Annotated in this window: 27 protein-coding genes; 14 read left to right on the top strand and 13 right to left on the bottom strand. The window is 71.6% G+C overall.

The features are described from left to right. A partial coding sequence (locus EV187_RS18215; RefSeq protein WP_130354517.1) for an isocitrate lyase/PEP mutase family protein occupies nucleotides 1-647 on the top strand: 647 nt, incomplete at its 5' end. Between the two features lie 75 nt (nucleotides 648-722). Here the strand turns inward: EV187_RS18215 and EV187_RS18210 are convergent. After that, entirely contained in the window at nucleotides 723-1,679 is a 957-nt protein-coding gene (locus EV187_RS18210) for a hypothetical protein (protein WP_130354516.1), read from the bottom strand. A gap of 271 nt (nucleotides 1,680-1,950) precedes the next feature. Between EV187_RS18210 and EV187_RS18205 the strand changes: the two genes are divergently transcribed. From EV187_RS18205 to EV187_RS18195, 3 genes are all read left to right on the top strand, one after another. Further along, complete coding sequence (locus EV187_RS18205; protein ID WP_130354515.1) at nucleotides 1,951-3,102, top strand: bifunctional 2-methylcitrate synthase/citrate synthase; 1,152 nt, start codon at nucleotides 1,951-1,953, stop codon at nucleotides 3,100-3,102. Nucleotides 3,103-3,105: 3 nt separating this feature from the next. Continuing rightward, entirely contained in the window at nucleotides 3,106-3,768 is a 663-nt protein-coding gene (locus EV187_RS18200) for a dihydrofolate reductase family protein (RefSeq protein WP_130354514.1), read from the top strand. 111 nt (nucleotides 3,769-3,879) lie between these two features. Then, nucleotides 3,880-4,443, top strand: a complete 564-nt coding sequence (locus EV187_RS18195) for an acyl-CoA thioesterase (protein WP_130354513.1) — start codon at nucleotides 3,880-3,882, stop codon at nucleotides 4,441-4,443. Between the two features lie 67 nt (nucleotides 4,444-4,510). Here the strand turns inward: EV187_RS18195 and EV187_RS18190 are convergent, their stop codons facing one another. Then, on the bottom strand, nucleotides 4,511-5,617 hold the full coding sequence (locus tag EV187_RS18190) for an AI-2E family transporter (protein ID WP_242609708.1): 1,107 nt from the start codon (nucleotides 5,615-5,617) through the stop codon (nucleotides 4,511-4,513). 105 nt (nucleotides 5,618-5,722) lie between these two features. Beyond that, on the bottom strand, nucleotides 5,723-6,235 hold the full coding sequence (locus EV187_RS18185; protein ID WP_130354512.1) for an SRPBCC domain-containing protein: 513 nt from the start codon (nucleotides 6,233-6,235) through the stop codon (nucleotides 5,723-5,725). Nucleotides 6,236-6,303: 68 nt separating this feature from the next. On the opposite strand from EV187_RS18185, the gene EV187_RS18180 reads away from it, so the two are divergent. The 3 genes from EV187_RS18180 to EV187_RS18170 all read left to right on the top strand — a co-directional run bounded on the left by EV187_RS18180 (nucleotide 6,304) and on the right by EV187_RS18170 (nucleotide 7,512). Continuing rightward, complete coding sequence (locus tag EV187_RS18180; protein ID WP_130354511.1) at nucleotides 6,304-6,699, top strand: hypothetical protein; 396 nt, start codon at nucleotides 6,304-6,306, stop codon at nucleotides 6,697-6,699. A 15-nt stretch (nucleotides 6,700-6,714) separates the two neighbouring features. Continuing rightward, the gene (locus EV187_RS18175) at nucleotides 6,715-7,086 is read left to right on the top strand and encodes a TfoX/Sxy family protein (protein WP_130354510.1); all 372 of its coding nucleotides are present in this window, start codon (nucleotides 6,715-6,717) and stop codon (nucleotides 7,084-7,086) included. Nucleotides 7,087-7,152: 66 nt separating this feature from the next. Next, nucleotides 7,153-7,512, top strand: coding sequence for a DoxX family protein (locus tag EV187_RS18170; RefSeq protein WP_130354509.1), 360 nt, complete (start codon nucleotides 7,153-7,155; stop codon nucleotides 7,510-7,512). Nucleotides 7,513-7,529: 17 nt separating this feature from the next. Here EV187_RS18170 and EV187_RS18165 read toward each other — a convergent pair whose 3' ends face one another. The 4 genes from EV187_RS18165 to EV187_RS18150 all read right to left on the bottom strand — a co-directional run bounded on the left by EV187_RS18165 (nucleotide 7,530) and on the right by EV187_RS18150 (nucleotide 11,773). Then, a complete protein-coding gene (locus tag EV187_RS18165; RefSeq protein WP_130354508.1) occupies nucleotides 7,530-8,090 on the bottom strand; it encodes a TetR/AcrR family transcriptional regulator in 561 nt (186 codons plus the stop codon). Between the two features lie 69 nt (nucleotides 8,091-8,159). Then, nucleotides 8,160-9,830 (bottom strand): phytoene desaturase family protein, encoded by a 1,671-nt coding sequence (locus tag EV187_RS18160; RefSeq protein WP_130354507.1) that lies wholly within the window; start codon nucleotides 9,828-9,830, stop codon nucleotides 8,160-8,162. Nucleotides 9,831-9,918: 88 nt separating this feature from the next. Beyond that, entirely contained in the window at nucleotides 9,919-10,737 is an 819-nt protein-coding gene (locus tag EV187_RS18155) for an ABC transporter permease (RefSeq protein WP_130354506.1), read from the bottom strand. Between the two features lie 28 nt (nucleotides 10,738-10,765). After that, nucleotides 10,766-11,773: an ATP-binding cassette domain-containing protein gene (locus tag EV187_RS18150; protein WP_242609707.1), complete on the bottom strand. Its 1,008-nt coding sequence runs from the start codon at nucleotides 11,771-11,773 to the stop codon at nucleotides 10,766-10,768. Between the two features lie 61 nt (nucleotides 11,774-11,834). Here EV187_RS18150 and EV187_RS18145 point away from each other — a divergent pair, with 61 nt between their 5' ends. Together EV187_RS18145 and EV187_RS18140 are read left to right on the top strand one after the other, a co-directional pair. Beyond that, nucleotides 11,835-12,827, top strand: coding sequence for a helix-turn-helix transcriptional regulator (locus EV187_RS18145; protein WP_130354505.1), 993 nt, complete (start codon nucleotides 11,835-11,837; stop codon nucleotides 12,825-12,827). An 84-nt stretch (nucleotides 12,828-12,911) separates the two neighbouring features. Further along, complete coding sequence (locus tag EV187_RS18140; protein WP_207221899.1) at nucleotides 12,912-13,400, top strand: VOC family protein; 489 nt, start codon at nucleotides 12,912-12,914, stop codon at nucleotides 13,398-13,400. A 56-nt stretch (nucleotides 13,401-13,456) separates the two neighbouring features. Here EV187_RS18140 and EV187_RS18135 read toward each other — a convergent pair whose 3' ends face one another. Then, on the bottom strand, nucleotides 13,457-14,368 hold the full coding sequence (locus EV187_RS18135; RefSeq protein ID WP_130354504.1) for a LysR family transcriptional regulator: 912 nt from the start codon (nucleotides 14,366-14,368) through the stop codon (nucleotides 13,457-13,459). Between the two features lie 152 nt (nucleotides 14,369-14,520). Here EV187_RS18135 and EV187_RS18130 point away from each other — a divergent pair, with 152 nt between their 5' ends. Next, nucleotides 14,521-18,174 (top strand): proline dehydrogenase family protein, encoded by a 3,654-nt coding sequence (locus EV187_RS18130; RefSeq protein ID WP_130354503.1) that lies wholly within the window; start codon nucleotides 14,521-14,523, stop codon nucleotides 18,172-18,174. A 63-nt stretch (nucleotides 18,175-18,237) separates the two neighbouring features. Here EV187_RS18130 and EV187_RS18125 read toward each other — a convergent pair whose 3' ends face one another. Then, entirely contained in the window at nucleotides 18,238-18,720 is a 483-nt protein-coding gene (locus EV187_RS18125) for an ATP-dependent zinc protease family protein (RefSeq protein ID WP_130354502.1), read from the bottom strand. A gap of 26 nt (nucleotides 18,721-18,746) precedes the next feature. Here EV187_RS18125 and EV187_RS18120 point away from each other — a divergent pair, with 26 nt between their 5' ends. After that, nucleotides 18,747-19,937, top strand: coding sequence for a RimK family alpha-L-glutamate ligase (locus EV187_RS18120; RefSeq protein ID WP_130354501.1), 1,191 nt, complete (start codon nucleotides 18,747-18,749; stop codon nucleotides 19,935-19,937). Between the two features lie 39 nt (nucleotides 19,938-19,976). Here the strand turns inward: EV187_RS18120 and EV187_RS18115 are convergent, their stop codons facing one another. Both EV187_RS18115 and EV187_RS18110 read right to left on the bottom strand, forming a co-directional pair. Continuing rightward, nucleotides 19,977-20,366: a GntR family transcriptional regulator gene (locus EV187_RS18115; RefSeq protein WP_130354500.1), complete on the bottom strand. Its 390-nt coding sequence runs from the start codon at nucleotides 20,364-20,366 to the stop codon at nucleotides 19,977-19,979. Nucleotides 20,367-20,369: 3 nt separating this feature from the next. Beyond that, complete coding sequence (locus EV187_RS18110) at nucleotides 20,370-20,807, bottom strand: Lrp/AsnC family transcriptional regulator (protein ID WP_130354499.1); 438 nt, start codon at nucleotides 20,805-20,807, stop codon at nucleotides 20,370-20,372. A gap of 98 nt (nucleotides 20,808-20,905) precedes the next feature. Between EV187_RS18110 and EV187_RS18105 the strand changes: the two genes are divergently transcribed. Next, entirely contained in the window at nucleotides 20,906-21,709 is an 804-nt protein-coding gene (locus EV187_RS18105) for an LLM class F420-dependent oxidoreductase (RefSeq protein WP_130354498.1), read from the top strand. Between the two features lie 15 nt (nucleotides 21,710-21,724). On the opposite strand, the gene EV187_RS18100 is transcribed toward EV187_RS18105, so the two are convergent. Beyond that, nucleotides 21,725-22,525, bottom strand: coding sequence for a hypothetical protein (locus EV187_RS18100; RefSeq protein ID WP_130354497.1), 801 nt, complete (start codon nucleotides 22,523-22,525; stop codon nucleotides 21,725-21,727). A gap of 342 nt (nucleotides 22,526-22,867) precedes the next feature. Here EV187_RS18100 and ddaH point away from each other — a divergent pair, with 342 nt between their 5' ends. Continuing rightward, the gene (gene ddaH, locus EV187_RS18095) at nucleotides 22,868-23,728 is read left to right on the top strand and encodes a dimethylargininase (RefSeq protein WP_130354496.1); all 861 of its coding nucleotides are present in this window, start codon (nucleotides 22,868-22,870) and stop codon (nucleotides 23,726-23,728) included. Then, nucleotides 23,725-25,029, top strand: coding sequence for an ornithine--oxo-acid transaminase (gene rocD / locus EV187_RS18090; RefSeq protein ID WP_130354495.1), 1,305 nt, complete (start codon nucleotides 23,725-23,727; stop codon nucleotides 25,027-25,029). Before ddaH ends, rocD begins: the two co-directional genes overlap by 4 nt. A gap of 9 nt (nucleotides 25,030-25,038) precedes the next feature. Here the strand turns inward: rocD and EV187_RS18085 are convergent, their stop codons facing one another. Continuing rightward, nucleotides 25,039-25,773, bottom strand: a complete 735-nt coding sequence (locus EV187_RS18085) for a DUF4097 family beta strand repeat-containing protein (RefSeq protein WP_130354494.1) — start codon at nucleotides 25,771-25,773, stop codon at nucleotides 25,039-25,041. Between the last annotated feature and the right edge of the window lie 54 nt (nucleotides 25,774-25,827).

Here is a 25,827-nt window from a genome sequence, read left to right as displayed (position 1 = left end):
CGGCGATCATCGATGCCGACACGGGCTTCGGCGAGCCGATGAACGTGGCCCGCACCGTGCAGGAGATGGAGGACGCCGGCCTGGCCGGCCTCCACATCGAGGACCAGGTCAACCCCAAGCGCTGCGGGCACCTCGACGGCAAGCAGGTCGTCGACGAGTCGACCGCGCTGCAGCGCATCCGCGCCGCCGTCGACGCCCGCCGGGACCCGGACTTCCTCATCATGGCGCGCACCGACATCCGGGCCGTCGAGGGCCTTCCCGCGGCGATCGACCGCGCGAAGAAGCTCGTCGACGCCGGCGCAGACGCCATCTTCCCCGAGGCGATGGCCTCGCTCGACGAGTTCGCCGCGATCCGCGCCGCCGTCGACGTGCCGCTGCTCGCCAACATGACCGAGTTCGGCAAGAGCGAGCTCTTCACGGTGCAGCAGCTGGCGGATGTCGGCATGAACCTCGTCATCTGGCCGGTGTCCCTGCTGCGCCTCGCGATGGGGGCCGCGGTGCGCGGACTGGACGAGCTCGAGGCGACCGGCTCGCTCAACGGCATGCTCGACACGATGCAGCACCGCGCCGACCTCTACGAGCTCATCGACTACGAGGGCTACAACCACTTCGACACGAGCATCTTCGACTTCCGCATCGCGCGCTGACCTGACCCCCTCGGCGCCCCCCGCCGCTCCCCTCCCCGCAGGGCGGCGCACGGTGACGCGGACGGGATCCGTGGGTCACGAGGCCCTGCGACCCACGGATCCCGTCCGCGCAACCGGCGGACTCGGGAACCACCGGGAGAGGACGACCCGTCCGTCCCAGCCCTTGCGAGCCAGCGTGCGGCCCACCCGCCGTGCGAAGGCTGCGGGTTCGTCGAGATCCGACTGGGTGACCTCGGTCACGTGAAGCCCCAGCGATTCGAGCTGGGCCTCGCGGGATCGGTCGTGTCGCCATTGCGCTGCGTCGGTTCGATGGTGGTCGCCCTGGTACTCGAGGACCTCGTCGTACTCCTCGTAGAGGAGGTCGACTCGCCCCACGAACCGGCGCCCGTCGAAGACCGGCACATTGACTCGTGGTCGAGGGAGGCCCGCCAGCGTCAGGATCGCCCGTGTCTCGGACTCCTTCGGGGACTCCGACGCGGCATCCAGGAGCTCGAGCGCGACACCGAGCTTGACGCTCCCGCGTCGATCGGGGAGTTCGGCGATCGCCGCGCCGAGGTGCGCTCCGGCGGCGAGCAGCGGATCGCCGGCCGCCACGAGTTCGGGCACCGAGAGCGCGCCGACGAGGTCGCACCAGGTACGGGCCGGCGTGGTGACTCGAATGCCGCGGAGGTCGACCACGTCGGCATCGCGGACGAGCAGGCTGCGGCCGCGGATGCCGGCACGGCGGACGCCGCGCGCCGGCGACGGGAGCCCGACCTCGAGGAGCGGAGACCGGGCCAGGCGCCATGGGAGCGGGATCCCGTGCAGCAGCGCAGCGGACGTGCCGCAGATGAAGGCGTCCTCCGGCAGCACCAGGAGCACCGCGCGACACCGGTCGGGGAAGGACGCCGATGCCGGCATCCGCACTCCGCTCGTGGGCGTCACGAGGTCGCGAGCGCGCATGCGCCCGGGACTCACACCGGCCGCCGAACCATCGCGGGTCGTGAACGGGCGGCCCGCGAGCGGTACCGGGAGGGGAGCGCGTCGGGTCATGCGCCGATCTTCGGCGGGCCCTGCGAGCCCACCCGCGATGCCGAACTTGGACTCGACGACCCGCTCCGCGAGCCACACGTTGAGGACGAGTGGCGTTCGCCGCCCGGTCGGGATATGCGGGTGCGGTCGTCTCGACACCTGCCGATCCCGTCCGCTTCGCGCAACACCTGGCCGTCCCCGGGAGGGGCGGCGCACGCCGGTGCGCCATGGCAGGCTCTAGGCTGGGGGAGCGGTCGCGCCGCAGCGGCCGCGTCGTCACGCGAGGAGCACGATGAGCGATCAGCAGGGGGCGGTGCCCGCCGAGCAGGGCCCGGTCATCTACAAGGGGCTGGCGGGCGTGCCGGTCGACTACACCGCCGTCTCGAAGGTCAACCCCGAGACCAACTCGCTGCTGTACCGCGGTTACCCGGTGCAGGAGCTCGCGGCATCCGTGACCTTCGAGGAGGTCGCGTACCTGCTCTGGTACGGCGAGCTCCCCGACGACACCCAGCTGGCCGAGTTCGAGGAGCGCGAGCGGGGGCACCGCGGGCTCGACCACGAGGTGAAGCGCATCATCGACGAGATCCCCCTCACCGCGCACCCGATGGACGTGGTGCGCACCGCCGTCAGCGTCATCGGTGCCAGCGATCCGCAGACGCCCGACGACTCGCGCGAGGCGAACCTCGACAAGGCGATCCGCCTGTTCGCGAAGCTCCCCTCGATCGTCACCTACGACCAGCGCCGGCGCCGAGAGCTCGAGTTCGTGGAGCCGCGCGACGACCTGGGCTACTCGGCCAACTTCCTCTGGCAGGCCTTCGGCGAGGCGCCCGAGTTCGCGGTCGTGAACGCGTTCGACGTCTCGATGATCCTCTACGCGGAGCACTCGTTCAACGCGTCCACGTTCACGGCGCGCGTGATCACGTCGACGCTCTCCGACCTGTACTCGGCGGTCGTCGGCGCGATCGGCGCCCTGAAGGGCCCGCTGCACGGCGGTGCCAACGAGGCGGTCATGCACGCGTTCGACGAGATCGGCACCGCGGATGCCGCGGCGGCCTGGCTCGACGACGCGCTCGCCCACAAGCGCAAGATCATGGGCTTCGGCCACCGGGTGTACAAGCACGGCGACTCGCGCGTGCCCACCATGCGCGACGCCCTCGAGCGGATGGTCGAGCACTACGACCGCCGCGACCTGCTCGAGCTGTACGTCGCCCTCGAGACGGCGATGGGCGAGCGCAAGGGCATCCTGCCGAACCTCGACTACCCCGCCGGTCCGACGTACCACCTGATGGGCTTCGACACGATCACGTTCACGCCGCTCTTCGTGGCGAGCCGCGTCACGGGGTGGACGGCGCACATCATGGAGCAGGCCGCGTCGAACGCGCTCATCAGGCCGTTGTCGGTCTACAACGGCCCCGAGGAACGGCACGTCCCGGTCAAGGGCTGACCCATGGCGCACGTCTTCCTCGAGATGACGATGACAGTAGACGGCTTCACCGCCGCGCCGGGCGTGAGCCTGGAGCATCCGCTCGGCATCGACGGGGAGCGGGTGCACGAGTGGCTGCTCGGGAGCGACACCGGCGACCAGCCCCGCGAGCGGGCGATGTTCAATCCCGGCTACGGCACCGAGGGCGCGGCGGATGCCTCGCCCGACGAGATCGACCGCAGCGTCGCCGCCCGCATGTTCGACACCACCGGTGCCTTCGTGATGGGCCGGCGCACGTTCGACGTCGGCGAGGGGCCGTGGGGAGAGGGATCCACGTTCGAGGGCCGTCCGTGCTTCGTCGTCACCACCCGGCCCCGCGAGTCGTTCGTGCGCGGCGGCTCGCGGTTCGAGTTCGTGACCGGCGGGATCGCCGAGGCCGTGGCACGCGCGAGCGAGGCTGCGCACGCGGCGTCCGTGTGCATCATGGGCGGCGCGGATGTCGCGCGGCAGGCGCTCGTCGCCGAGCTCGTCGACGAGGTGCGGCTGCATCTCGTGCCGGTGCTGCTCGGCGAGGGGTCGCGGTTGTTCCCCGAGTCACGCAGCCGCCGGGTGGAGCTCGAGCCGCTCGGGGTGGAGCAGGGTGCCCGTGCGACCCACCTGCGCTACCGCGTCATGCGCGGCGACTGAGGCCCCGGTTCGCAGAACCGCACAATCGTCGCGCGGCGCCCGCGGCAGGTGACTGTGGCGACCCGCCAACGTCGGGGAATCGACCACGATTCGCGGATACAGTCGTGGACCATGCACATGTTCTTCCGCACGCTGCTGCACGTGCTGTTCCTCTCGCGCCGCAAGCCCGACCTCGGGCACTACGACATAGCGCGCACGAACTTCATCACGCTGCCGACCGACCTCGACATCAACCGCCACATGAACAACGGCGTGTACTTCTCGATCATGGACGTGGCCCGGTTCGACATGCTCGTGCGCAACGGCGTGTGGCGCGCCTTCCGCAGCAAGGGCTGGTACCCGGTGGTGGCGAGCGAGACGATCACGTTCCGCAAGTCGCTGAGCCTGTGGCAGCGGTTCACGATCGAGTCGAAGCTCGTCGGCTACGACGACAAGGCCGTCTACATGGAGCAGCGCTTCGTGCGCCCCGGGCCTGACGGCGAACCAGAGGTGTACGCGCAGGGGTTCATCCGGGCGCGCTTCCTGCGCAAGTCCGGCGGCACGGTCCCGGTGTCCGAGCTGATCGCGGAGTTCGGCGCGCTCGAGGGCGAGGGCATCCCCGAGTGGATCGAGCGCTGGGGCGCGGATGTCGCGCTGCCGGCCACGCGCGCCGCGGCGCCCTCGGTCTGGCACTGAGGCCGCCGGCCGGGCACCGAGCCTCGGGTGACGGATGCCGCGGCATCCGCGAGCCCCGCGCGTGTCGCTAGGAGCGCGCCTTCGCGGGCACGACCACTTCCTTGATGATGAGCAGGATGCCGGCCGCCACCGGGATCGCGACGAGGGCCCCGGGCAGTCCGGCGAGCGTGCCGCCCGCGAGGGCCGCGATGAGCACGATCGAACCGGGCACCTGCACCGCCTTGGACATGACCCGTGGCGTGAGGATGTACGCCTCGACCTGCATGTAGACGAGCATCGCGGCGAGCACGATGATGCCAGACAGCGGCGAGACGAAGAGCGCCAGCACGGTCATCACGATCGTGGTGAGCACCGTTCCGATGAGCGGGATGAGCGTGATGAAGAACGCCGAGACGGCGATCACGAGCGCGAACGGCACCTGCGCGATGAGCAGGACGATGAAGCTGAACGTCGCGTTGAAGAACGCGAGGATCACCATGCCGCTGAGGTAGCGGCCGACGTTCTGCATGATGCGCTCGGCGTAGTCGACCACCCGTACGCGGTGCGACGCCGAGATGAGCGTGTAGATCGCGGCCTTGGAGGAGTCGAGGGTGGCGATGAAGTAGATCGTCAGGATGAAGATGAAGAACGCGGTCGAGATCCCGCCGACGATCGCGAGGCCCACGTTGAGCGCGCCGCCGCCGATGGTCGCCCAGGTGTTCGGATCGCTGATGACGCCGACGACCCAGTTGTAGATCGTCGTGAGGACGCCGCCAGAGCCCGACGAGGCATCCTGGAACCACTGCTGCTGCTGCAGGTTGGCGTACATCTGCGGCAGCGACTCCACGAGGGTGACCGCCTGGGTGATCACGAGCGGCAGGACGATCCAGAGCATCCCGGCGATCACCAGGACGAACAGGATGATCACGGTCAGGATCGCCACGCCGCGCTTCATCCCGCGCCGTTGGAACCAGCGCACGAGCGGGTCGAGGCCGAGCGTGATGAACATGGCCGCGAACACCGAGAAGAGCACGCCCGAGAGGCTGAGGAGCGTCCACGCCAGGGCGAGGCCGAGCAGCACGCCGAGGGTGGCGACGAACGCCCAGACGAGCGGTCGGTTCGCCATGTAGTTCGTGCGTTCGCGAACGGTGGTGCCCGTGGCGTGCTCGCGAGCGCGCCGCTCGATGCTCTTCACGGGCGCCAGCCTAGGGGTGAGGATGTCTCGTGCCGCGGAAGCGCGCCGGACGCGGCGCCGCCGCGCGGGCGCGTGCCGGCCGACGTCGCGGTCGCCGGGTCCGACTCAGTGGCGGGCGCCCTCGGGCACGTGGAGCTCCTGGTAGTGCTCGGCGAGGGCGGGATAGTACTGCTCCCACTCGGGCAGCGGTCGCCCCGCATGGGAGGCCATGAGGCGGTCGAGGTAGTAGTCCCAGCCGGGACCCATCGTCGCGGCATCCGCCGGGTTGGGAAGTCGATGGCCGAACGTGAGGGTCGTCATGCCGCCGGCCTCACGGAGGTGGGAGAACACCCGGATGCCGGTGGGGCCCGGGCCGGAGTCGGCGAGGAATCGATGCGGCGGCGCGCACTCGAGGATGCTCACGTTCTGCCACTCGCCCTCCTCTCCCTCGAAGCCCATGCGGAAGCGGACGCCGCCGGTTTCGGGCCGCCCGGTGTACGTGCCGATCCAGCCCTGCATCGCGGTCGGGTTGGTCAGGCTGAACCAGACCTCCTCGATCGGAGCGCGGAACAGGCGGTCGAACTGCAGGTAGAGGCCATCAGGCTTCAACGTGTAGTGGCCGGTCGCTTTCGCGGTCATCTTCGTCCCCCGCTCGTCGTGGTTTTCAGGCTAAACCCGCGGCACTCCAAACCACTAGAGTTGGCGCCATGGGTTCCAGTGGGGGCGCGAAGCGCAAGCCGAATCATCCGTCCAGCGGGCAGGTCCACGAGGAGACGATGAACGTCACCGAGGGCAAGTCCGGGCTGTGGGGGGCCCTCGCGGGACTCTTCACGTTCGCGCTCATCGCGGTTCCGCTCTCCGCGGCGTTCTCGTTCGCGACGCATCCGAACACCCAGCAGCTCTTCGCGGGTCGGCTCGAGGAGATGGGGCAGGGCGGCTACGTCGCGTTCTGGTGGATCGTGACGATCTTCCTCCTCGCGCTCCCGTTCCTCGTGGGCTACGCCATCGCGCGGCTGTCGGGCCGATCGCTCGCGATCGTGGGCGGCATCATCGCCCTCTTCGTGATCGCGATCCTGGTGCTGGGCCAGCTGTTCGTCTTCTGATCGATCGGGGGAGCCATGCAGCTCGCGAAGGCGTCCGACGACGCCAAGGCGCTGTTCGCCTCGGTGGTTCCCGATGATCCGCGCGTCGTGGTGAAGCCCATGTTCGGCAACCTCGGCGCGTTCGTGAACGGCAACATGTTCGCCGGTCTCTTCGGCGAGCGCATCGGCGTGCGGGTGCTCGACGAGTCGAGGCGCACTGAGCTCGCCGCCACCGACGGAGCCGGGCCGTTCGGCCCGGGGGAACGCCCGATGGGCGAATACGTCGCGGCGCCGTCGGCGTGGTCGGGCGAGCCCGAACGCCTCGCCGAGTGGGTGGCGCAGGCGTTCGAGGACGTCGCAGCGCTGCCGTCGAAGGCGCCGAGGGCACCGAAGCGCACCAAGCGCTGAGTCGGCCGCCGCGGGCCGCGGCGTCTCGTTCGCCTTCATTCCGTACCATGCGGTATGGTATGGATGATGACCGTCCTCCCCGATCCGATCTGGCCGGTGGTCGTGCTCGCGGCGATCCAGGTCGTCGACGGCGTGCTGAGCTGGAAGCCCGTTCCGTTCGTGGCGCAGTGCTTCGACGACGTGCGCTTCCCGCGCCGGTGGTGGTGGATCTTCACGCCGATCAAGTTCGCGGCGGCGGCCGGCCTCATCGCGGGGATCTGGATCCCATACCTGGGGGCGGTGACCTGCGCGGCACTCATCGCGTACTTCCTCGTCGCGATCGGCATGCACGTCGCGGCCCGCGACTTCGGCCGCAACCTCTTCGTGAACGCGACCGGAATGCTCGTGATCTGCATCGCGACCGCGTTGTGGAGCTTCGTGCTCTGAGCGACGGCCGGCGACGGTCAGGCCTCGTCGGCGGGTACCGACTCGAGCAGCAGCCGGTACACGGCGTGCAGCTCGGCAGCCTCGACGGGCGGCACCATCGCGGCGGCCCCGAGCGACACGAGGTACGGCACGAGCGCGGCGGTGCGCGCCGCGGCATCCGACCCCACGGCCGGGCGCCACGTGGCCTGGAGGGCCGCGATGGCCGCGTCGTCGATGCGGGCCTGCGTCGCCCGCGCCTCGGGGTCGCCGTGCGCCCACGCGCGCACGGCCGCATCGAGCTCGGGCCTGCGGAGGGTCGCGCCGTCCTCGGCGACGAGGGTCGTCAGCCACGCGAGCGTCGTGCGCGTGCCCGCGTCGCCGCCGGTCGCGATCGCCTCCGCCAGTGCAGCCCGCGTCTGCGCCTCGTAGTGCGCGAGCAGCGCGCGCCGGTAGTCGGCGATGCCGGCGAAGTGGTGGTGGAACGACCCCTTCGTCACCCCGAGCCGTGCCGCGAGGCGGTCGATGCGCAGGCCGTCGACCCCGTCGGCCGCCAGCACCTCGAGGCCCTCGTCGAGCCAACGCGCGCGTGTCGTCCGCATGCTGCCACCGTACCCGAGGGTACGGTCGGGCGCGTGCCCCCAGGGTACGGTCGGGCGCGTGCCCCGAGGTCAGCCGCTGATGCCCTCGAGCACCGCCATCGCCGCGTTGTGGCCGCCGATGCCGCTGACGGCGCCGCCGCGCACGGCTCCGGAGCCGCAGAGGAGGATCCGCGGATGGCGCGTTGCCACGCCCCAGCGCTCCGCCGGCGTCGCGAGCGGCGCGTCGTCCTCGGCCCATGGCCACGACAGCGGCCCGTGGAAGATGTTGCCACCGGGCATCCGCAGCGCCTCCTCGAGGTCGAGCGTCGTCTTCACCTCGATGCAGGGGCGGCCCGCGGCATCCGTGGCGATGACGTCGGCGATGGGCTCGGCGAGCACGGAGTCGAGTGAGGCGAGCACCCCGGCCTGCAGGCGGTCGCGCAGCTCGTCGTTGCCGAAGCGCTCGAGCAGCCGGTGCGGCACGTGCAGCCCGAACACGGTGAGCGTGTGGACGCCGGATGCCGCGAGCTCGGGCGCGAGGATCGACGCGTCGCTCAGCGTGTGGCAGTAGATCTCGCAGGGCAGCGGCGACGGGACGCCGCCGCGGGCCGCCGTGCGGTACGCCGCCTCGAGCTGCGACTCGAGCTCGTTGATGTGGAACGTGCCGGCGAAGGCCGCGTCGGGCGCGACCTCCGCATCTCGGAGGCGGGGGAGCCGGGTGAGCAGCAGGTTCACCTTCACCTGCGCGCCCTCGGGCTCGGCGAGGCGGCGCAGGCGCTCCCGCACGACGGGCGGCACGGGCACCGAGTCGTTGGTGAACGGACGCTCGTCGCGCGGCGCGATCACGTCGGACGACGCGCGCGCCGCGGCATCCGTTGCCCCGGCCGAGAGCAGCCGGTCGAGCACGACGGGGGCGACGTTCGCGAGCACCGTGCCGGCCGCGACCGTGTGCTCGGCACCGCCGCGGGAGTAGCGGACGAGTCCGTCGGGCGCCACCGCGAGCACCTCCGCCTCCGTCACGAGCTCGGCGCCCGCCTCGCGTGCGGCGCGGGCGAGCTCGCCGCTCACCGCGCCCATGCCGCCGACCGGCACGTCCCAGTCGCCCGTGCCGCCGCCGATCACGTGGTAGAGGAAGCAGCGATTGGCATCGAGGGCGGGGTCGTCGAGGTCGGTGAAGGTTCCGATGAGGCCGTCGGTCGCGACGACCCCGCGCACGAGGTCGCTCGTGAAGCGCTCGTGGATGGCGCGACCGAGCGGTCGCTCGACGAAGTCGGCCCAGGCCCGGTCGTCGCCCACGAGCTCGCGCGCCTCGGTGCGCGTGGGCAGCGGCTCGGTGAGGGTCGGGAAGAGCCGTTCCGCGAGCGCCGCGGTGTCGGCGTAGAACGCCTCCCACGCGGCGGCGTCGGCCACGGCGCCGACCCGCGCGAAGGCGGCGGCGGATGCCTCGTCGTCGGCCTCGCGGTCGATGAGCAGCCCGCGCGAGGGGTCGGTCGGGTCGGGCGTGTAGGACGAGTAGCGACGGCGCACGAGCCGCACGTCGAGCCCGAGGTCGTCGATGATGCGCTGCGGAAGCAGGCTCACGAGGTACGAGTAGCGGGAGAGCCGCGCGTCGACGCCCTCGAACGCCTGTGCCGACACGGCCGCACCGCCCACGTGGTCGTCGCGCTCGAGGAGCAGTACGGCGAGGCCGGCGCGGGCGAGGTAGGCGGCGGCCGTGAGGCCGTTGTGTCCGCCGCCGATGATCACGACGTCGTGGGGCATCCCACGAGCGTACGTGATGCGGCGGACGCCGCCGTCCTCGCCCCGGGCGACGGCTGCGGCATCCGCGCGACGGCGAGCTGCCGGCTCGTCAGTGCGCCTTGCGCATCGCGCGAACGCCCACCACGATGCCGATCACGCACGTGGCCGTGGCCGCGATGACGCCGCCGACGACCGCCGGGGCGCCGAGGTCGCCGGCCAGCAGCGCGCGCTCGGCCCCGACGAGGTAGCTCAGCGGATTCACGGCGGCGGCGGCGTGCATCCACGCGGGTCCGTCGTCGAGGGGCAGGAGCATGCCCGAGAGGATCATGAGGGGGAACAGCAGCGTCTGGTGCACCATCCAGAACATCCAGTCGCGGTTGCGGCAGGCGAGCGCGAGCGCGTAGCTGAGCGCACCGAAGCCGACGCCGAAGACCGCCAGCACCACGAGCCCGGCGAGGAGCCCGGGGACGTCGAGGCGGAAGCCGAACGGCACGGCGACGAGCACGACGATCGTGCCCTGGATGACGAGCGGCACGACGTCCTTCAGCGCGCGGCCCACGAGCAGGGCGCTGCGTGAGAGGGGCGCGACGAGGGTGCGCTCGTGCGACCCCGTCTGCATCTCGAAGAGCAGGTTCGCGCCCGTCGAGGCCGTGCCGAACAGCGCCACCATCACGAGGATTCCGGGCACGAACCACTGCAGCGTGCCGGCGACGTCGCCGCCGGACGCGCCGACGAGCAGCGGCCCGAAGAGCCCCAGGAAGACGAGTGGCTGCACGAGCGAGAAGACGACGCTGAACGGGTCGCGCACGAGCGGCCGCGACTCCCGTACGAACACCGTGGCGGTGTCGTGCACGAAGCCGGTGGGGCGAGCGGATGCCGCGGGGCGGTCGCTCACGGCGACGGCGGAGGCGGGGGTGATCGTGTTCATGATGGTGCTCCCTTCGGTGGTCGTGGGGTCAGGCCGCGGCGTGCTGGGACGAGGCGTCGGCGGGGGACTCGGTCTCCGACGCCTCGGCGTGGGCGCCGTCCTCCCGCAGGCTCCGGCCCGTGAGGGCGAGGAACACGTCGTCGAGCGTGGGCTGGCGGTGGGTCGCGGCGACGACCTCGATGCCGGCGTCGTCGAGCTCGCGGATCCAGCGGGGGAGGGCGCGATCGCCGCCGCGCGCGGTGATCGTGACGACCGTGCCGTCGGGCGCACCGCCGATGCGCGCGGCCGCGGTCGCGGCATCCGTCGCCGTCGTGAACGACAGCGTGACGCGATCGCCGGCGAGGGACTCCTTGAGCGCGTTCGCGGTGTCATCGGCGATGACGGCGCCGTGGTCCATGACCATCACGCGCTCGGCGAGCTGGTCGGCCTCGTCGAGGTAGTGCGTCGTGAGGAAGATGGTCGTGCCCGTGGCCCGGCGGAGCTCGACGATGTGCTCCCAGAGGTTGGCGCGGCTGTGCGGGTCGAGGCCGGTCGACGGCTCGTCGAGGAACAGCAGCTCGGGGCGATGGATGAGTCCGAGCGCGATGTCGAGCCGGCGCTTCTGGCCGCCCGAGAGCGACTGCACGGCACGGTTCGCGACCTGGCCGAGCTCGAGCGACTCGATGAGCTCGTCGGCCCGCGCCCGCGTCTCGCGGCGGCCGAGGCCGTAGAACGCGCCCTGGGCGTGCAGCTCGTCGCGCACCCGCTGGGTGTGGCCGCCGGACGTGCCCTGTCCGACGTAGCCGATGCGGCGGCGCACGCCGGCCGGGTCACGACGGATGTCGCAGCCCGCGACCACCGCTTCGCCCGACGTGGGCGCCAGCAGCGTGGTGAGCATGCGCAGCGTGGTCGACTTGCCGGCGCCGTTCGGGCCGAGGAAGGCGACGAGCTCCCCCTCCTGCACGGAGAGGTCGACGGAGCGGACGGCCTCGACGACCTGCCCCTTGGAGCGGAACGTCATCGTGAGGCCTCGAGCGGTGATCATCTGGTTCGTCATATCGACAGTCTGGCGAGGCATCCGGTCACTTCCTGTCCTGATTGCGGCGATACTGGGTGACATGGCCGCCACCACCTCGAGAACCCTCGAACTGCTCTCCCTGCTCCAGAGCCACCGGCACTGGTCGGCGCGCGAGCTCGTCGACCGCCTCGGCGTCAGCGAGCGCACCCTCCGCCGTGACGTCGAGCGGCTGCGCGAGCTCGGCTACGGCATCGAGTCGATGCGCGGCAGTGCCGGCGGCTACCGGCTCGAGGCGGGCACGGGTCTGCCGCCGCTGCTCCTCACCGACGACGAGGGCGTCGCGATCGCGGTCGGCCTTCGCTCGCAGGCGACGGCCGGCCTGCGCGGGGCCGAGCACACGACGCTGAGCGCGCTCGCGAAGATCGAGCAGGTGCTGCCACCCGCGCTGCGACGCCGCATCGACGCGCTCGCCTCGCACGCGACGGTCGGCGTCGGCGCGCGCGATGCGCGTGGTCGCCCGGCGCCCGAGGTCGACACGGAGCTGCTGGGCCTGCTCGCGCTCGGCTGCCGCGACTCCGAGCGACTGCGGTTCAGCTACACGGATGCCGCGGGCGAGTCCTCGTCGCGCGTGATCGAGCCGTACCGGCTCGTGCCGGTGGCCCGCCGCTGGTACCTCCTCGCGTGGGACCGGCAGCGCGAGGACTGGCGCACGTTCCGGCTCGACCGGATCAGCGACGTGTTCCAGACGCGCGTGCACTTCGACCCGCGACCGATGAACGACGAGACGGCCCGGGCGCGCGTGGAGACCGCCCTGCGCTGGCGCGACCGGAGCGTGCGGGCGCGGGTCGTGGTCGACCTGCCGCAGGCCGAGCTCGTCGACCACCTCGGCTGGTACGGCCGCGACGTCGTGGCCGACGGTCCGATCCGTTGCGTGTGGCCGCTCGAGGCCGACACGGTCGAGAACCTCGTGATGGCGCTGATGTGGGTGCCGCGAGAGGCGACCTACCGCGTCGAGGGGCCGCCCGAGGTGCTCGAGTTCCTCGCCGCCCAGGCCGAGCGGTTCGGCGCAGCCACGGCTGCGCCGCCGACCTGATCCGGCGGACCCGATCGGCGTCGGCCTGATTCCGGGCACCCGTCAGGGGTTGCGGATGCGGGTGATGCGGCGTTCCCTTGGCGCATGGACATCGCATTCGTGGCCGGCTTCGGTCCGATCGGCACCGCCGACACCTCGTCGGCCGACTTCTGGGGTGGGGCGTTCGGCATCCCGTTCAGCGAGGACGGAGGGTACTTCCACACCGAGGAGCTGCCGGGCGTCAACGCCTTCGCGATCTGGCCGCTGAGCCAGGCGGCGCAGGCCACCTTCGGCACGGCGGAGTGGCCGGTCGATCGCCCCGTGCCACAGGCGTGGATCGAGTTCGACGTCGAGACGCCCGAGGCCGTGGCGGAGGCGGTCGAGGAACTGCGGGCGAGCGGACACGAGATCCTGGTCGGCGCGCATGAAGAGCCCTGGGGACAGACGACGTCGCGACTCATGAGCCCCGAGGGCCTGCTCGTGGGCGTCAGCTTCACGCCGTGGATGCACGAGCCGGGACCGGCAAGTGAGGCCGTGGTCGGCTACGACCCCGACGCCGACGTGTTCGGCACCCCGGGACTCGATACGGCGTGACCCGCGCGGGCTCGACGCGCTCGCGTGCCGACGCCTCCGAGCGCTCCTGCGGTCGATCACCGGCCCGCGGGCGTCGCGGTCGCCCGCGCGGCGCGCGCGAGTGCATCGCGACAGGCCACGACCGCCGGGCGCGCGGCGGCGGCGAGGCGCGTCGAGCTGAAGACCTCGCGCTCGGGATGCCCCGGCAGGTCGACGAGCGTGACGCTCGGCGCTTCGCCCGCCCACACGAGGTCGGGCAGCAGGCCCACGGCATTCCCCGAGCGGATGAGGCGGATGTGGGCCATCAGGTCGGCGGTCTCGAAGCGCACGTCGGGCTCGAACCCCGCCTCGCGGCAGAGCTGCTCCGCCCACTCGCGCGACGCCGTGCCCTGCGGCTCGAGCACCCACGGCATGGCGGATGCCGCGGCGAGACGGCCGGTGCCCAGCCGCGCAGGATGGGGCGGCAGCGCGAGCCGGATGGCGTCGGCGGCGAGGTGCACGCGGTCGAGGTCGTCGCGGTGCGCGCGGGTGTGCCCCGGATACTGCTCGGCGATCACGAGGTCGAAGTCGCGCGCCGAGACCTCGAAGAGGCCTGCATCGGGCTCGCGTTCCGTGACCTCCACGCGCAGGTCGGGGTGTTCGCTGCGGAGCAGGGTGAGCGCCTGCGGCACCATCGCGTGCGCCGCGGACTGGAACACGGCGATGCGCACGGTGCCGCCCACCGCGGTGAGCGACCGCGCGACATCCGATTCCGCCTCCTCGAGGCGGTCGAGCACCGCGCGGGCGTGCCCGACGAGGAGCTCGGCCTGCGGCGTGAGCTGCACCCGGCGGCCCACCTGCACGAGGAGGGGCACGCCGGCCTCGCGCTCGAGCTGGCTCAGTTGCTGCGAGACCGAGGACGGGCTGTACGAGAGCGCCTCGGCCACCGCCGCGAGGGTGCCGCGCTGGCTGAGCTCCACGAGCAGGCGCAGGCGTCGGACGTCGAGCATGTCGCCCTCCTCCACGGCGCGTGATCGTTCGGCTTCTTCGAACAGTATCCGTCAGATTCATTCGCTGTACCGAATGGATGCCGCGTCGCACACTGGAAGTGCCCGGCACACCCCTCAGCGTGCCCGAAGTGAAGGACACTACCCTCGTGACCATGTCGAATGCCGCCACGGATCTCGCGCCGAGCACCGACCACGTCGTCGCCCTCGTGCGCCGCTGGCTCGCCGAGAGCGCCGACCACCCCGTCGACCCGGCCGCCGAGCGCCTCGCCGGGGTCCTGAAGGACCCGAACGGGCTCACGTTCACCGTGGGCTTCGTCGACGGCGTCATGCGCCCGGAAGACCTGGGGGTCGCCGGGCGCAACCTCGAGCAGGTCGCGAAGCTCACGCCGCGGTTCCTGCCCTGGTACCTCCGCGCGGCGATCCGCCTCGGCGGGGTCGTCGCCCCGGTCTTCCCGTGGGTGGTCATCCCGATCGCGCGCCGCGTGCTGCGCCGCATGGTGGGTCACCTGGTGCTCGACGCGACGCCCGCCAAGCTCGGCCCCGCCATCGCCACGCTCCGCGAGTCGGGCAACCGCCTGAACCTGAACCTCCTCGGCGAGGCCGTGCTCGGCGAGGACGAGGCCGACCGGCGCCTGCGCGGGACCTACGAGTTCCTCGCCCGCGACGACGTGGACTACGTGTCGATCAAGGTGTCGAGCGTCGTGAGCCAGCTCTCCATGTGGTCGTTCGACGAGGCCGTCGCCAAGGTCGTCGCGAAGCTCACGCCGCTGTACGAGCTCGCAGCGAAGAGCCCCACCCCGAAGTTCATCAACCTCGACATGGAGGAGTACCGCGACCTCGACCTCACCATCGCGGTGTTCACCACGCTGCTCGACCAGCCGCAGCTGCGCGGCCTCGAGGCGGGCATCGTGCTGCAGACCTACCTGCCCGACGCACTCGGCGCGATGCAGGAGCTGACCGCGTGGGCGATCGCCCGCCGCGCGGCCGGCGGCGCGCCGATCAAGGTGCGCGTGGTGAAGGGGGCGAACCTCGCGATGGAGCAGGTCGACGCCGCCATCCACGGCTGGCCCCTCGCGACGTACGACACGAAGCAGGACTCCGACACCAACTACAAGCGCGTGCTGCACTGGTCGATGACGCCGGAGCGCACCGACGCGGTGAAGCTCGGCGTCGCCGGCCACAACCTCTTCGACGTGGCCCACGCGTGGCTCACCGCACGGGAGCGCGGCGTGGACTCGCGCGTCGAGTTCGAGATGCTCCTGGGCATGGCGACCGGCCAGGCCGAGGCGGTGCGTCGCGACGTCGGCAACCTCCTCCTCTACACGCCCGTGGTGAACCCCAGCGAGTTCGACGTGGCGATCGCCTACCTCATCCGTCGCCTCGAGGAGAACGCGAGCCAGGACAACTTCATGTCCGCCGTGTTCGAGCTCGCCGGCGACGAGCGCCTCTTCGAGCGCGAGCAGGGACGCTACCTTCGCTCCCTCGCGGCACTCGAGGCCGACACGCAGGCGACGCCCTCCCCGAACCGCACCCAGAACCGCCGCACCGAGTGGACCGACGCCTCACTCGCCGAGGCGATCGCGATGCCGGATGCCCCCGCGCCGGGCACCGAGCACGAGGACGACGCCTCGCTCACGAGCACCGTGCTCGAGATCACGCGCGGCTCCCGCGGGCAGGACGCCTTCGACGGGTTCGGCGGCCTCGGCTTCGAGACGTCGACGGATGCCGCGGAGCCGGCCGCCGACGGCGGCCCATCGGGCCCGGGAGCGACCCCCGGCTTCCGCAACGAGCCCGACACCGACCCCGCCATCGCCGCGAACCGCGAGTGGGGACGCCGCATCCTCGCCCGGGTGCCGGAGTCGCGCCTCGGCCTCGACACGATCGCGGCCTCCCGCATCGACGACGCCGCGACGCTCGAGACCGTGATCCAGTCGGTGGCCGCCAACGGCCGCGCCTGGGGCGGGCTGCCCGGCGCCGACCGTGCCGCCGTGCTGCATCGCGCCGGCATCGCGCTCGCCGCGAACCGCGACCGCCTCATCGAGGTCATGGCCGCCGAGACCGGCAAGACCATCGCCGAGGCCGACCCCGAGGTCAGCGAGGCCATCGACTTCGCGCACTACTACGCCGAGCGCGCGCGCGAGCTCGACCACGTGCAGGGCGCGGTCTTCGTGCCGCCGAAGCTCACCGTGATCACCCCGCCGTGGAACTTCCCGGTCGCGATCCCGGCGGGCGGCGTGCTCGCCGCGCTCGCCGCGGGCTCGGGCGTCATCATCAAGCCGGCCAAGCTCGCCCAGCGCTCGGGGGCCGTCATGGTCGAGGCGCTCTGGGAGGCCGGCGTGCCGCGTGAGCTCCTCGCCCTCGTCGACATCGGCGAGCGGGAGCTCGGCCGCGAGCTCGTGTCGCACCCCGCGGTCGACCGGGTCATCCTCACCGGCGCGTACGAGACGGCGCAGCTGTTCCGCTCCTTCCGCAACGACCTCCCCCTGCTCGCCGAGACGAGCGGCAAGAACGCGATCATCGTGACGCCGTCGGCCGACCTCGACCTCGCGGCATCCGACGTCGTGAAGAGCGCCTTCGGCCACGCCGGGCAGAAGTGCTCGGCCGCGTCGCTCGTGATCCTCGTGGGCTCGGTCGCGAAGTCGGAGCGGTTCCGCCGCCAGCTCGTCGACGCCGCCACCTCGCTGCGGGTCGGCTGGCCCGAGCAGGCGCAGAGCCAGATGGGCCCGATCATCGAGCCCGCGAACGGCAAGCTGCTGCACGCGCTCACCCAGCTCGGCATCGGCGAGGAGTGGCTCGTCGAGCCCAGGCAGCTCGACGCGACCGGCCGGCTGTGGTCGCCGGGTATCCGTGCCGGTGTCGCCGCGGGCTCGTACTTCCACCTCACGGAGTTCTTCGGGCCGGTGCTCGGGGTCATGCACGCCAAGGACCTCGACGAGGCGATCCGCATGCAGAACGCGGTCGACTACGGCCTCACGGCCGGCCTGCACTCGCTCGACCCCGAGGAGCTCGCGCACTGGTTCGACCGTGTTCAGGCGGGCAACCTCTACGTGAACCGCAGCATCACCGGCGCCATCGTGCAGCGCCAGCCCTTCGGCGGCTGGAAGCGCTCGGCGGTCGGCGCGGGCGCGAAGGCGGGCGGCCCGAACTACCTGTTCGGCCTCGGCGAGTGGATGCCGCAGCACGGCGCCGTGTCGAGCACGCTGCACCTGCGCGGGCTCGAGAAGCGCGTCTCCGAGCTCATCGAGGCGTCGCAGCCCGCCCTCGACTTCGAGTCGTTCGAGGTGCTGCGCCGCTCGGCGCTCTCCGACGAGGTCGCCTGGGCCGAGGAGTACGGCGTCGTCAAGGACGTGTCGGGCATCGGCGTCGAGCGGAACCTGTTCCGCTACCGCCCGCTGCCGGTCACCATCCGCATCGGCGAGTCGTCCACGCTCGCGGAGGGGCTCCGCATCATCGCGGCGGGCCTGCTCGCGAAGTCGGCGCTCACGGTGTCGACCGCGGTCGAGCTCCCGAAGGGCGTGCGCACGATCCTCGCCGCCCGCGAGGTGCGGGTCGTCCGCGAGGGGGACGGCGCGTGGCTCGCGCGCGTCGCGAAGGAGGGCGTCGGATCCACCCGGGTCCGGCTGCTCGGCGGCGGTGCGGCGGCGCTCGCCGAGGCGCTCGGCGGCACGCCGGATGTCGCGGTGTGGTCGCACCCGGTGACCCCGTCGGGTCGCGTCGAGCTGCTGCCGTTCCTGCACGAGCAGGCGATCTCGATCACGAACCACCGCTTCGGCAACCCGACGACGATCTCCGACGGCGTGATCTGACGCCGCGCCGCGACGGAATCGCCGGCTCGTGGGGATTCCGTCGCGGGGCCGGCCCGGTCTCGATCAGCGGCCGCGGTTGAGCCGCCGCACCGGTCGCGGCGCCCGGCCGCCGAGGAACGACTCGCCGGCCGCGACGAGGAATCCGTTGCGCAGCGCCTCGCGCCCGATGAGCATGCGGAAGCCCATCTCGTCGCGGTTGGTGAGCGTGATCTCGATCGTCATCGTGCGGCCGAGGAGCGTCACGTCCATGAGCACGACGATGCGTTCCTCGGTGTGGCCCGAGGAGCTCCGGATCGTGCGGCGGTCGTGCACGGGGCACTCGACGACGACCGCGTCCTCGTCGCTGTCCTGCCACGGGCGCACGCCGAAGCGGACGCCGTCGCGGCCGTCGGGCAGCGCGATCTCCTCGAGGTCGAACGCGTGCAGCGACGAGGTGCGTGCTCCCGTGTCGAGCTTCGCCTTGATCCACGGAACGCCCGCCCCGGGCAGGCTCACCCACTCGCGCCATCCGGCGATGGTGCTTGAATGAGGGGGCTGCTCTGTCACCCGACCATCTTCTCAGGGGCTCAACGATGAAACTGGCGATCCTCTCGCGCGCCCCGCAGGCGTACTCGACGCAGCGACTCCGCGCAGCTGCGCTGCAACGCGGGCACGAGGTGAAGGTGCTGAACACCCTGCGGTTCGCGATCGACCTCTCGGGCCCCGAGCCCGACCTGCAGTACCGCGGACGCCCCCTGTCGGACTACGACGCGATCGTGCCGCGCATCGGCAACTCGATCACGTACTTCGGCACGGCGGTGGTGCGTCAGTTCGAGCAGATGGACGTCTACACCCCGAACACCGCGAACGGTATCACGAACTCGCGCGACAAGCTGCGCGCCAACCAGATCCTCTCCCGCCACAACATCGGGATGCCGGCCACGGCGTTCGTGCGGAACCGCGCCGACGTGCGTCCCGCGATCGCGCTCGTGGGCGGCGCGCCCGTCGTGATCAAGCTGCTCGAGGGCACGCAGGGCATCGGCGTGATCCTCGCGCCCGAGGTGAAGGTCGCCGAGGCGATCATCGAGACGCTGCACTCGACGAAGCAGAACGTGCTCATCCAGCGGTTCATCGCCGAGAGCCGCGGTCGCGACATCCGTGCCCTCGTCGTCGGCGATCGCGTGGTGGCGGCCATGCGGCGCGTGGCGACCGGCGACGAGTTCCGGTCGAACGTGCACCGCGGCGGCACCGTCGAGGCCGTCGAGCTCTCGCCCGAGTACGAGCAGGTCGCGGTGCGCTCGGCGCAGATCATGGGCCTGAAGGTCGCCGGCGTCGACATGCTCGAGGGCAACCAGGGCCCCCTCGTCATGGAGGTGAACTCCTCGCCGGGCCTCGAGGGCATCGAGACGGCGACGAAGCTCGACGTGGCCGGCGCCATCATCGACTACATCGCCAACCAGGTCGCCTTCCCCGAGATCGACGTGCGCCAGCGCCTCACCGTGTCGACCGGCTACGGCGTCGCCGAGCTGCTCGTGCACGGCGCCGCCGACCTCGTCGGCAAGACGCTCGGCGAATCGGGCCTCTGGGACCGCGACATCACGGTGCTCACCCTGCACCGCGGCACGACCGTGATCCCCAATCCGCGCAAGGGCGTCGTGCTCGAGTCCGAGGACCGGCTGCTCTGCTTCGGCAAGCTCGAGGAGATGCGCTCCATGATCCCCGAACGGCGCCGCCGTCGCGCCCGGGTGCGCAAGCTGCCGAAGGAGCCGATCCCCGAGGGGTGACGCGGGAGAGCACACGCTCCGGCGGATGCGGGCCCGCGGTCACCGCTCCGCGTCGAGCGCCGACTCCACGAGGGCGATCGCGGTCGCGCGATCGACCCCGAGGTGGTGCACCCGGTCGGCGTAGGCGATCGCCGCGAGCTGCGCCTCGCGTGTCGTCGGGTCGCCGGTCGCCGACACGAAGCTGCCCGCCCGGCCGCGGGTCTCGATCACGTGGTCCGACTCGAGCGCCCGGTACGCCTTGGCGACGGTGTTCACGGCGAGGTCGAGCTCGGCCGCGAGGGCGCGCACCGTGGGCATCCGGGTGCCGGGCGCGAGTCCGCCCTCGGCCACCGCGTCGGTCACCTGCCGTCGCAGTTGCTCGAAGGGCGGTGCGGATGCCGCGGGGTCGATCGACAGCTTCACGCGTCGCTCGCCCGGGGCATCCGCCATCGGTCAGTCCCGGTTGCGGTTCACGAGCCGTGAGAGCACGATCGCGCTGCGCGTGTGGTCGACGTTGGGGGCGACGCGCACGCGTTCGAGCGCGTCCTCGAGCGAGGTGATGTCGCGCGCCCGCATGTGCACGATCGCGTCGGCGCTGCCCGTCACGGTGCCGGCGTAGACGACCTCGGGCACCCCCTGGAGGATGCGCTGCAGCTCGTCGGGCGCCACGGTGCCTCGGCAGAACAGCTCCACGTACGCCTCGGTGCTCATGCCGTCGACGGTCGGGTCGACCTGGATCGTGAACGAGCGGATGACGCCGTCGGCGACGAGGCGGTCGACGCGGCGCTTCACCGCCGACGCGGACAGGCCGACGGACGAGCCGATGTCCCCGTAGCCCGCTCGCGCGTTCTGGCGGAGCAGGTCGAGGATGGCGCGATCGAGGTTGTCCATGCTCGGAGTGTACGTCGATTCGTTGCGTTGGCACAGTGCAGCACGCAGAATTCCTGCGTTGGACCTCGGGCTTCGTCCGCCAGCCTAGGCTCGAACGCATGACCCGACAGTCCCCCGTGCGGCTCGGCATCCAGGTGCAGCCGCAGCATGCGAGCTATTCCGCGATCCGTGACACCGTGCTGCGCCTCGAGGACCTCGGGGTCGACATCGTCTTCAACTGGGACCACTTCTTCCCCCTCACCCGCGGCCACGAGGGGAGGCACTTCGAGGCCTGGACCATGATCGGCGCCTGGGCCGAGCAGACCGAACGCGTCGAGTTCGGCACCCTCGTCAGCTGCAACTCCTACCGCAACGCCGACCTCCAGGCCGACATGGCCCGCACGATCGACCACATCAGCGCGAAGGGCGACGGCCCGGGGCGGTTCATCTTCGGCACCGGCGCGGGCTGGTTCCACCAGGACTACGACGAGTACGGCTACGAGTTCGGCACCCCGGGCTCACGCCTCGACGCGCTGGCCGAGGCGATGCCTCGCATCGAGGCGCGCTGGGCGAAGCTGGACCCGCCGCCGACACGGCGGATCCCGATCATGATCGGCGGCAAGGGCGAGCAGAAGACCTTGAAGATCGTGGCGAAGCACGCCGACATCTGGCATTCGTTCGTCTCGCCCGCCGACCTGCCCCACAAGCTCGACGTGCTCGCACGATGGGGCGACGCGGTCGGCCGCGACGTCTCGCAGATCATCGTGTCGAACGAGCTCAGCCGGCACCGCGTCGACCTCGACCACGCGGACGCGCTGTACGACGCCGGCGTGCGCCTCTTCACGCTCGGCATCTCGGGGCCCGACTACGACCTCTCGCCGGTGACCGAGTGGCTCGCCTGGCGGGACGCGAGGAACGGCTGAGCCCGACGGGCGGCCTCAGCCCGTCGGCACGCTGACGAGCACGGTGCCGTCGGCGTGCCATTCGGCGCGCACGCGGCCGTCGCCCTCGATGGAGACGTCCGTCCAGAGCTCGCCGTCGCGGAACACGCCCTGCTGCGTGCAGGTGCCACCCGTGCCACCGGAGCGGACGACCACGAGGCAGACGTCGTCGGGGCCGATGTCGGCCGAGCGTCCGCCAGGGACCGCCTTCGCGCCGTAGACGCCCACGCCGTCGGCGGTGGTCGCGAGGAGGCGCAGGGTCGACGTGTCGAGCCATCCGTCGGCCCAGTCCTCCTGCACGATCGGCGGCGGAGCGTCGGTGGGCTGCGTGGGCCGGTCGAACACGTCGTAGGCGGGGGACTCGACCACCGGGAGCGCGAATCCGTCGGGTGTCCCCGCGGCGATCGACGCCGACGCACCGAGCGCCTGGTCGACCGCGCCCGCCGCCCCGGGCCCCGCGGTCCGCGTGCCGAGCTGCCACCCGACGGCGATGCCGACGAGCAGCGCGGCCGTGCCCGCCGCGACCGCCCAGCGGAACCGCCGCACGGATGCCGCGTCGGATGCCGCGATCCACTCGGACACCGCTCGCGTCGACCCCGTCGGCGTCTTCTCCTGCACGGGCCACGACGGATCGGCCGGCGGCGGCGCGTCCGCCGCCTCGGCATCCACGTGCGCCTGCTCCCGCCGCATCGCGTCGAGCTCGGCGAGTGCGGCGGCGCGCTCCGCGCTGCTCGTGACGGCGCCGTAGGCGATCCGCTGGAGGTGCCGCAGCCGCTCGTCGTGGGCGGGTTCGTCCATGCGGCCTCCATCGGTCCGTCCGGCAATCGAAGCCGGGTCGAGCAACAGGATGCCGCACTCGCGCTCCGTGAGCAACCGCTCTCACGCGCGCACTGCGGCATCCGTTCGCGGCCCAGCGCACGAATGCGGCGAATCATGGCGGAACGAGCAGGAACGTTGCGCAGGACGCCCGGAACTGCGACGGGGTTCGGCGTCACACTGAGAGTGGCGTCTCGACGGCGGCGCAACCCGAACGTCGTCGTCGAGGCTCGCAAGAGCGACCTGGTCCGCCGACATTGCCAACAGTGCTGATGTCGCCCTGCACGGTGCGCCGCGACATCCGCCGACCCACCGAGGAGTGAGATGTCGACCGTGATCGAGACCGACGAGCAGCCGGGCACCCGGCCCGAACGACGCCCCACCGGACGCAGCGTGCTCATGTGCCGCCCCGAGCACTTCACCGTCGTGTATCGGATCAACCCGTGGATGAATCCCGCCCAGCCGACCGACACGAGCCTCGCGCTCACGCAGTGGCAGGTGCTGTACGACACGTACCTCGGGCTGGGGTACGACGTGCAGCTCATCGACCCCATCGCCGGGCTGCCCGACATGGTCTATGCCGCCAACGGCGGCTTCGTGATCGACAACGTCGCCTACGGCGCGAAGTTCACCCACCCCGAGCGCCAGCCCGAGGGTCCGGCGTACATGGACTGGCTCCGCGGAGCCGGCTTCGACGTGCACGAGCCCGAGGAGGTCAACGAGGGCGAGGGCGACTTCCTGCTCGTCGGCGACACCATCCTCGCCGGCACCGGGTTCCGCAGCGACTCCCTCTCGCACCGCGAGCTCGGACGCATCTACGGGCGCGACGTCGTGACGCTCCGTCTCATCGACCCGAGCTTCTACCACCTCGACACCGCCGTCGCCGTGCTCGACGCCACCCCGGGGCAGGAGCACATCGCCTACCTGCCGGCCGCGTTCGACGCGACCTCCCTCGCGGTGCTGCAGGAGCGGTACCCCGATGCGATCCTCGTGAACGAGACGGATGCCGCGGTGCTCGGCCTCAACTCGTTCAGCGACGGCTACAACGTGGTCATCGCCTCGCGCGCCACCGACTTCGAGCGCCAGCTGCGCGAGCACGGCTACAACCCGATCGGCGTCGACCTCTCCGAGCTGCTGCTCGGCGGCGGCGGCGTCAAGTGCTGCACCCTGGAGCTGCGCCGATGAACCCCTCGAACAACGACGTGATCAACGACCTGGATGCGGCGGTCCGAGCCGAGGGCTCGGGTGCGGTCGGGCGTCCATGGGCGGAGCCGTCGGCTCGGACCACCGCGTCCATCCACGAGGAGGACGAGCACGCCGCCCACAACTACCACCCGCTGCCGGTCGTCGTGGCATCCGGTGCCGGCGCCTGGGTCACCGACGTCGACGGACGCCGCTACCTCGACTGCCTCGCCGCCTACTCGGCGGTCAACTTCGGGCACGGCAACGAGCGCCTCGTGGCGGCCGCACGCGAGCAGCTCGACCGCATCACGCTCACGAGCCGCGCGTTCCACAACGACCGGCTGGGCCCGTTCGTCACCGAGCTCGCGGCGCTCTGCGGCAAGGACATGGTGCTGCCGATGAACACCGGCGCCGAGGCGGTGGAATCGGCGATCAAGGTCGCGCGCGCCTGGGGCTACCGGGTGAAGGGCGTGGCTCCGGATGCCGCGAACATCATCGTGATGGCCGGCAACTTCCACGGCCGCACCACGACGATCGTGTCGTTCAGCGACGACCCCGACGCGCACGACGACTTCGGCCCGTACACCCCCGGATTCCGCATGGTGCCCTACGGCGACGCCGCCGCGGTGGAGGCGGCCATCGACGACGACACCGTCGCCGTGCTCGTCGAGCCGATCCAGGGCGAGTCCGGCATCGTGGTGCCGCCCGCCGACTTCCTGCCCTCGCTGCGGGAGACGACCCGCGACCGGAACGTGCTGCTCATCGCCGACGAGATCCAGTCGGGACTCGGCCGGGTCGGTGCGACCTTCGCGTGCGAGCTCGTGGGCGTCGTGCCCGATCTGCACCTGCTCGGCAAGGCGCTCGGCGGCGGCATCGTCCCGGTCTCGGCCGTGGTCGGCGACCGCGACGTGCTCGGCGTGCTTCGACCCGGCCAGCACGGCTCGACGTTCGGCGGCAACCCGCTCGCCGCTGCCGTGGGGCTCGAGGTGGTGCGCATGCTCGCGACGGGTGAGCCCCAGGAGCGCGCGCGGACGCTCGGCGAGCACCTGCACCGCCGCCTCGAGTCGCTCGTCGGCCACGGCGTCGTGACCCTGCGCGGTGCCGGCCTCTGGGCGGGCATCGACATCGACCCGGCGATCGCGACCGGACGCGAGGTGTGCGAGGCGCTCATGCGCCGCGGCGTGCTGGCGAAGGACACGCACGGTTCCACCATTCGCCTCGCGCCGCCGATCGTCGTCGAGGAGGCGGACCTCGACTGGGCCGTCGACCAGCTCACCGCGGTGCTCGACGAACTGCACGGGTGATCGCCCGGTTCAATCCTCTTCGATGGTGATGGAGCCGTTGGAGGTGCGGAGGTCGAGCGTGAATCGACCATCGGAATCGTTGGGCACCTCGATGTCGGTGCTGCCGTTCGAGGTCTCGGTGGTGACCCGATAGGTGTCCGACGGCACGGTGAGGTCGATCGCGCCGTTCGACGTCCGGGCCTCGACGTCCTGAGGTTCGCCGAGCTCCAGATCGATGGCGCCGTTCGACGTCGTGGCGCGCACGCCGTCGCCGTCGAGGTCACGGCCGATGATGCGACCGTTGGACGTCTGGGCGATGACGCTCCCGGCGACCTCGTCGAGCTCGATGCGCCCGTTGCTGGTCTGCACATCGACCTCGCCCACGTCGCTGAGCTTGATCGCGCCGTTCGAGGTCGAGCCGCGCACGTCGACGCCCGCGGGCACGTCGATCGTGTACTCGACCGTGCAGCGGCGGCCGCAGCCGTGCAGTTCCAGCGTGTCTCCCGAGACCTCATGGGTCTCGTCGGTCGGGCGATCTCCGCGATACGACACGGTGCGCTCGATCTCGACCTCGGTGCCGCCCTCGGTGCCGCGCACCGTGACGCTTCCCGACGAGTCGACGAGCTCGATCGTGCGGATCTCCTCGTTCACGGTCGCCTCGTCGGAGAATCGCGCGGGCGGCGTGAGCAGCGCGCACCCGCCGAGCGCGCCGACGACCACCGCGGTCACGGCCGCCGCGAGCGATGCACGCACGAGCCTGCCCATCGGAATCCCCTTCGCGACCGGTGCCGGCGGACGAGATCCGGTCGTCTTCGCTGA

Origin of the sequence: Agromyces ramosus (assembly GCF_004216665.1) — a bacterium.
GTDB lineage: Bacteria > Actinomycetota > Actinomycetes > Actinomycetales > Microbacteriaceae > Agromyces > Agromyces ramosus.
This window is presented reverse-complemented; position numbering and strand designations above follow the sequence as displayed.

Bases quoted from the DNA above. Each gene is read 5' to 3' on its own strand.
- EV187_RS18105 (WP_130354498.1), top strand. From the start codon at position 20,906: ATGACCCGACAGTCCCCCGTGCGGCTCGGCATCCAGGTGCAGCCGCAG.
- EV187_RS18160 (WP_130354507.1), bottom strand. From the start codon at position 9,830: ATGCCCCACGACGTCGTGATCATCGGCGGCGGACACAACGGCCTCACG.
- ddaH (WP_130354496.1), top strand. From the start codon at position 22,868: ATGTCGACCGTGATCGAGACCGACGAGCAGCCGGGCACCCGGCCCGAA.
- EV187_RS18100 (WP_130354497.1), bottom strand. From the start codon at position 22,525: ATGGACGAACCCGCCCACGACGAGCGGCTGCGGCACCTCCAGCGGATC.
- EV187_RS18115 (WP_130354500.1), bottom strand. From the start codon at position 20,366: ATGGCGGATGCCCCGGGCGAGCGACGCGTGAAGCTGTCGATCGACCCC.
- EV187_RS18120 (WP_130354501.1), top strand. From the start codon at position 18,747: ATGAAACTGGCGATCCTCTCGCGCGCCCCGCAGGCGTACTCGACGCAG.
- EV187_RS18085 (WP_130354494.1), bottom strand. From the start codon at position 25,773: ATGGGCAGGCTCGTGCGTGCATCGCTCGCGGCGGCCGTGACCGCGGTG.
- EV187_RS18210 (WP_130354516.1), bottom strand. From the start codon at position 1,679: ATGACCCGACGCGCTCCCCTCCCGGTACCGCTCGCGGGCCGCCCGTTC.
- EV187_RS18110 (WP_130354499.1), bottom strand. From the start codon at position 20,807: ATGGACAACCTCGATCGCGCCATCCTCGACCTGCTCCGCCAGAACGCG.
- EV187_RS18165 (WP_130354508.1), bottom strand. From the start codon at position 8,090: ATGCGGACGACACGCGCGCGTTGGCTCGACGAGGGCCTCGAGGTGCTG.
- EV187_RS18175 (WP_130354510.1), top strand. From the start codon at position 6,715: ATGCAGCTCGCGAAGGCGTCCGACGACGCCAAGGCGCTGTTCGCCTCG.
- EV187_RS18135 (WP_130354504.1), bottom strand. From the start codon at position 14,368: ATGCTCGACGTCCGACGCCTGCGCCTGCTCGTGGAGCTCAGCCAGCGC.
- EV187_RS18195 (WP_130354513.1), top strand. From the start codon at position 3,880: ATGCACATGTTCTTCCGCACGCTGCTGCACGTGCTGTTCCTCTCGCGC.
- EV187_RS18170 (WP_130354509.1), top strand. From the start codon at position 7,153: ATGACCGTCCTCCCCGATCCGATCTGGCCGGTGGTCGTGCTCGCGGCG.
- EV187_RS18145 (WP_130354505.1), top strand. From the start codon at position 11,835: ATGGCCGCCACCACCTCGAGAACCCTCGAACTGCTCTCCCTGCTCCAG.
- EV187_RS18205 (WP_130354515.1), top strand. From the start codon at position 1,951: ATGAGCGATCAGCAGGGGGCGGTGCCCGCCGAGCAGGGCCCGGTCATC.
- EV187_RS18185 (WP_130354512.1), bottom strand. From the start codon at position 6,235: ATGACCGCGAAAGCGACCGGCCACTACACGTTGAAGCCTGATGGCCTC.
- EV187_RS18150 (WP_242609707.1), bottom strand. From the start codon at position 11,773: ATGACGAACCAGATGATCACCGCTCGAGGCCTCACGATGACGTTCCGC.
- EV187_RS18140 (WP_207221899.1), top strand. From the start codon at position 12,912: ATGGACATCGCATTCGTGGCCGGCTTCGGTCCGATCGGCACCGCCGAC.
- EV187_RS18180 (WP_130354511.1), top strand. From the start codon at position 6,304: ATGGGTTCCAGTGGGGGCGCGAAGCGCAAGCCGAATCATCCGTCCAGC.
- EV187_RS18130 (WP_130354503.1), top strand. From the start codon at position 14,521: ATGTCGAATGCCGCCACGGATCTCGCGCCGAGCACCGACCACGTCGTC.
- EV187_RS18200 (WP_130354514.1), top strand. From the start codon at position 3,106: ATGGCGCACGTCTTCCTCGAGATGACGATGACAGTAGACGGCTTCACC.
- EV187_RS18155 (WP_130354506.1), bottom strand. From the start codon at position 10,737: ATGAACACGATCACCCCCGCCTCCGCCGTCGCCGTGAGCGACCGCCCC.
- rocD (WP_130354495.1), top strand. From the start codon at position 23,725: ATGAACCCCTCGAACAACGACGTGATCAACGACCTGGATGCGGCGGTC.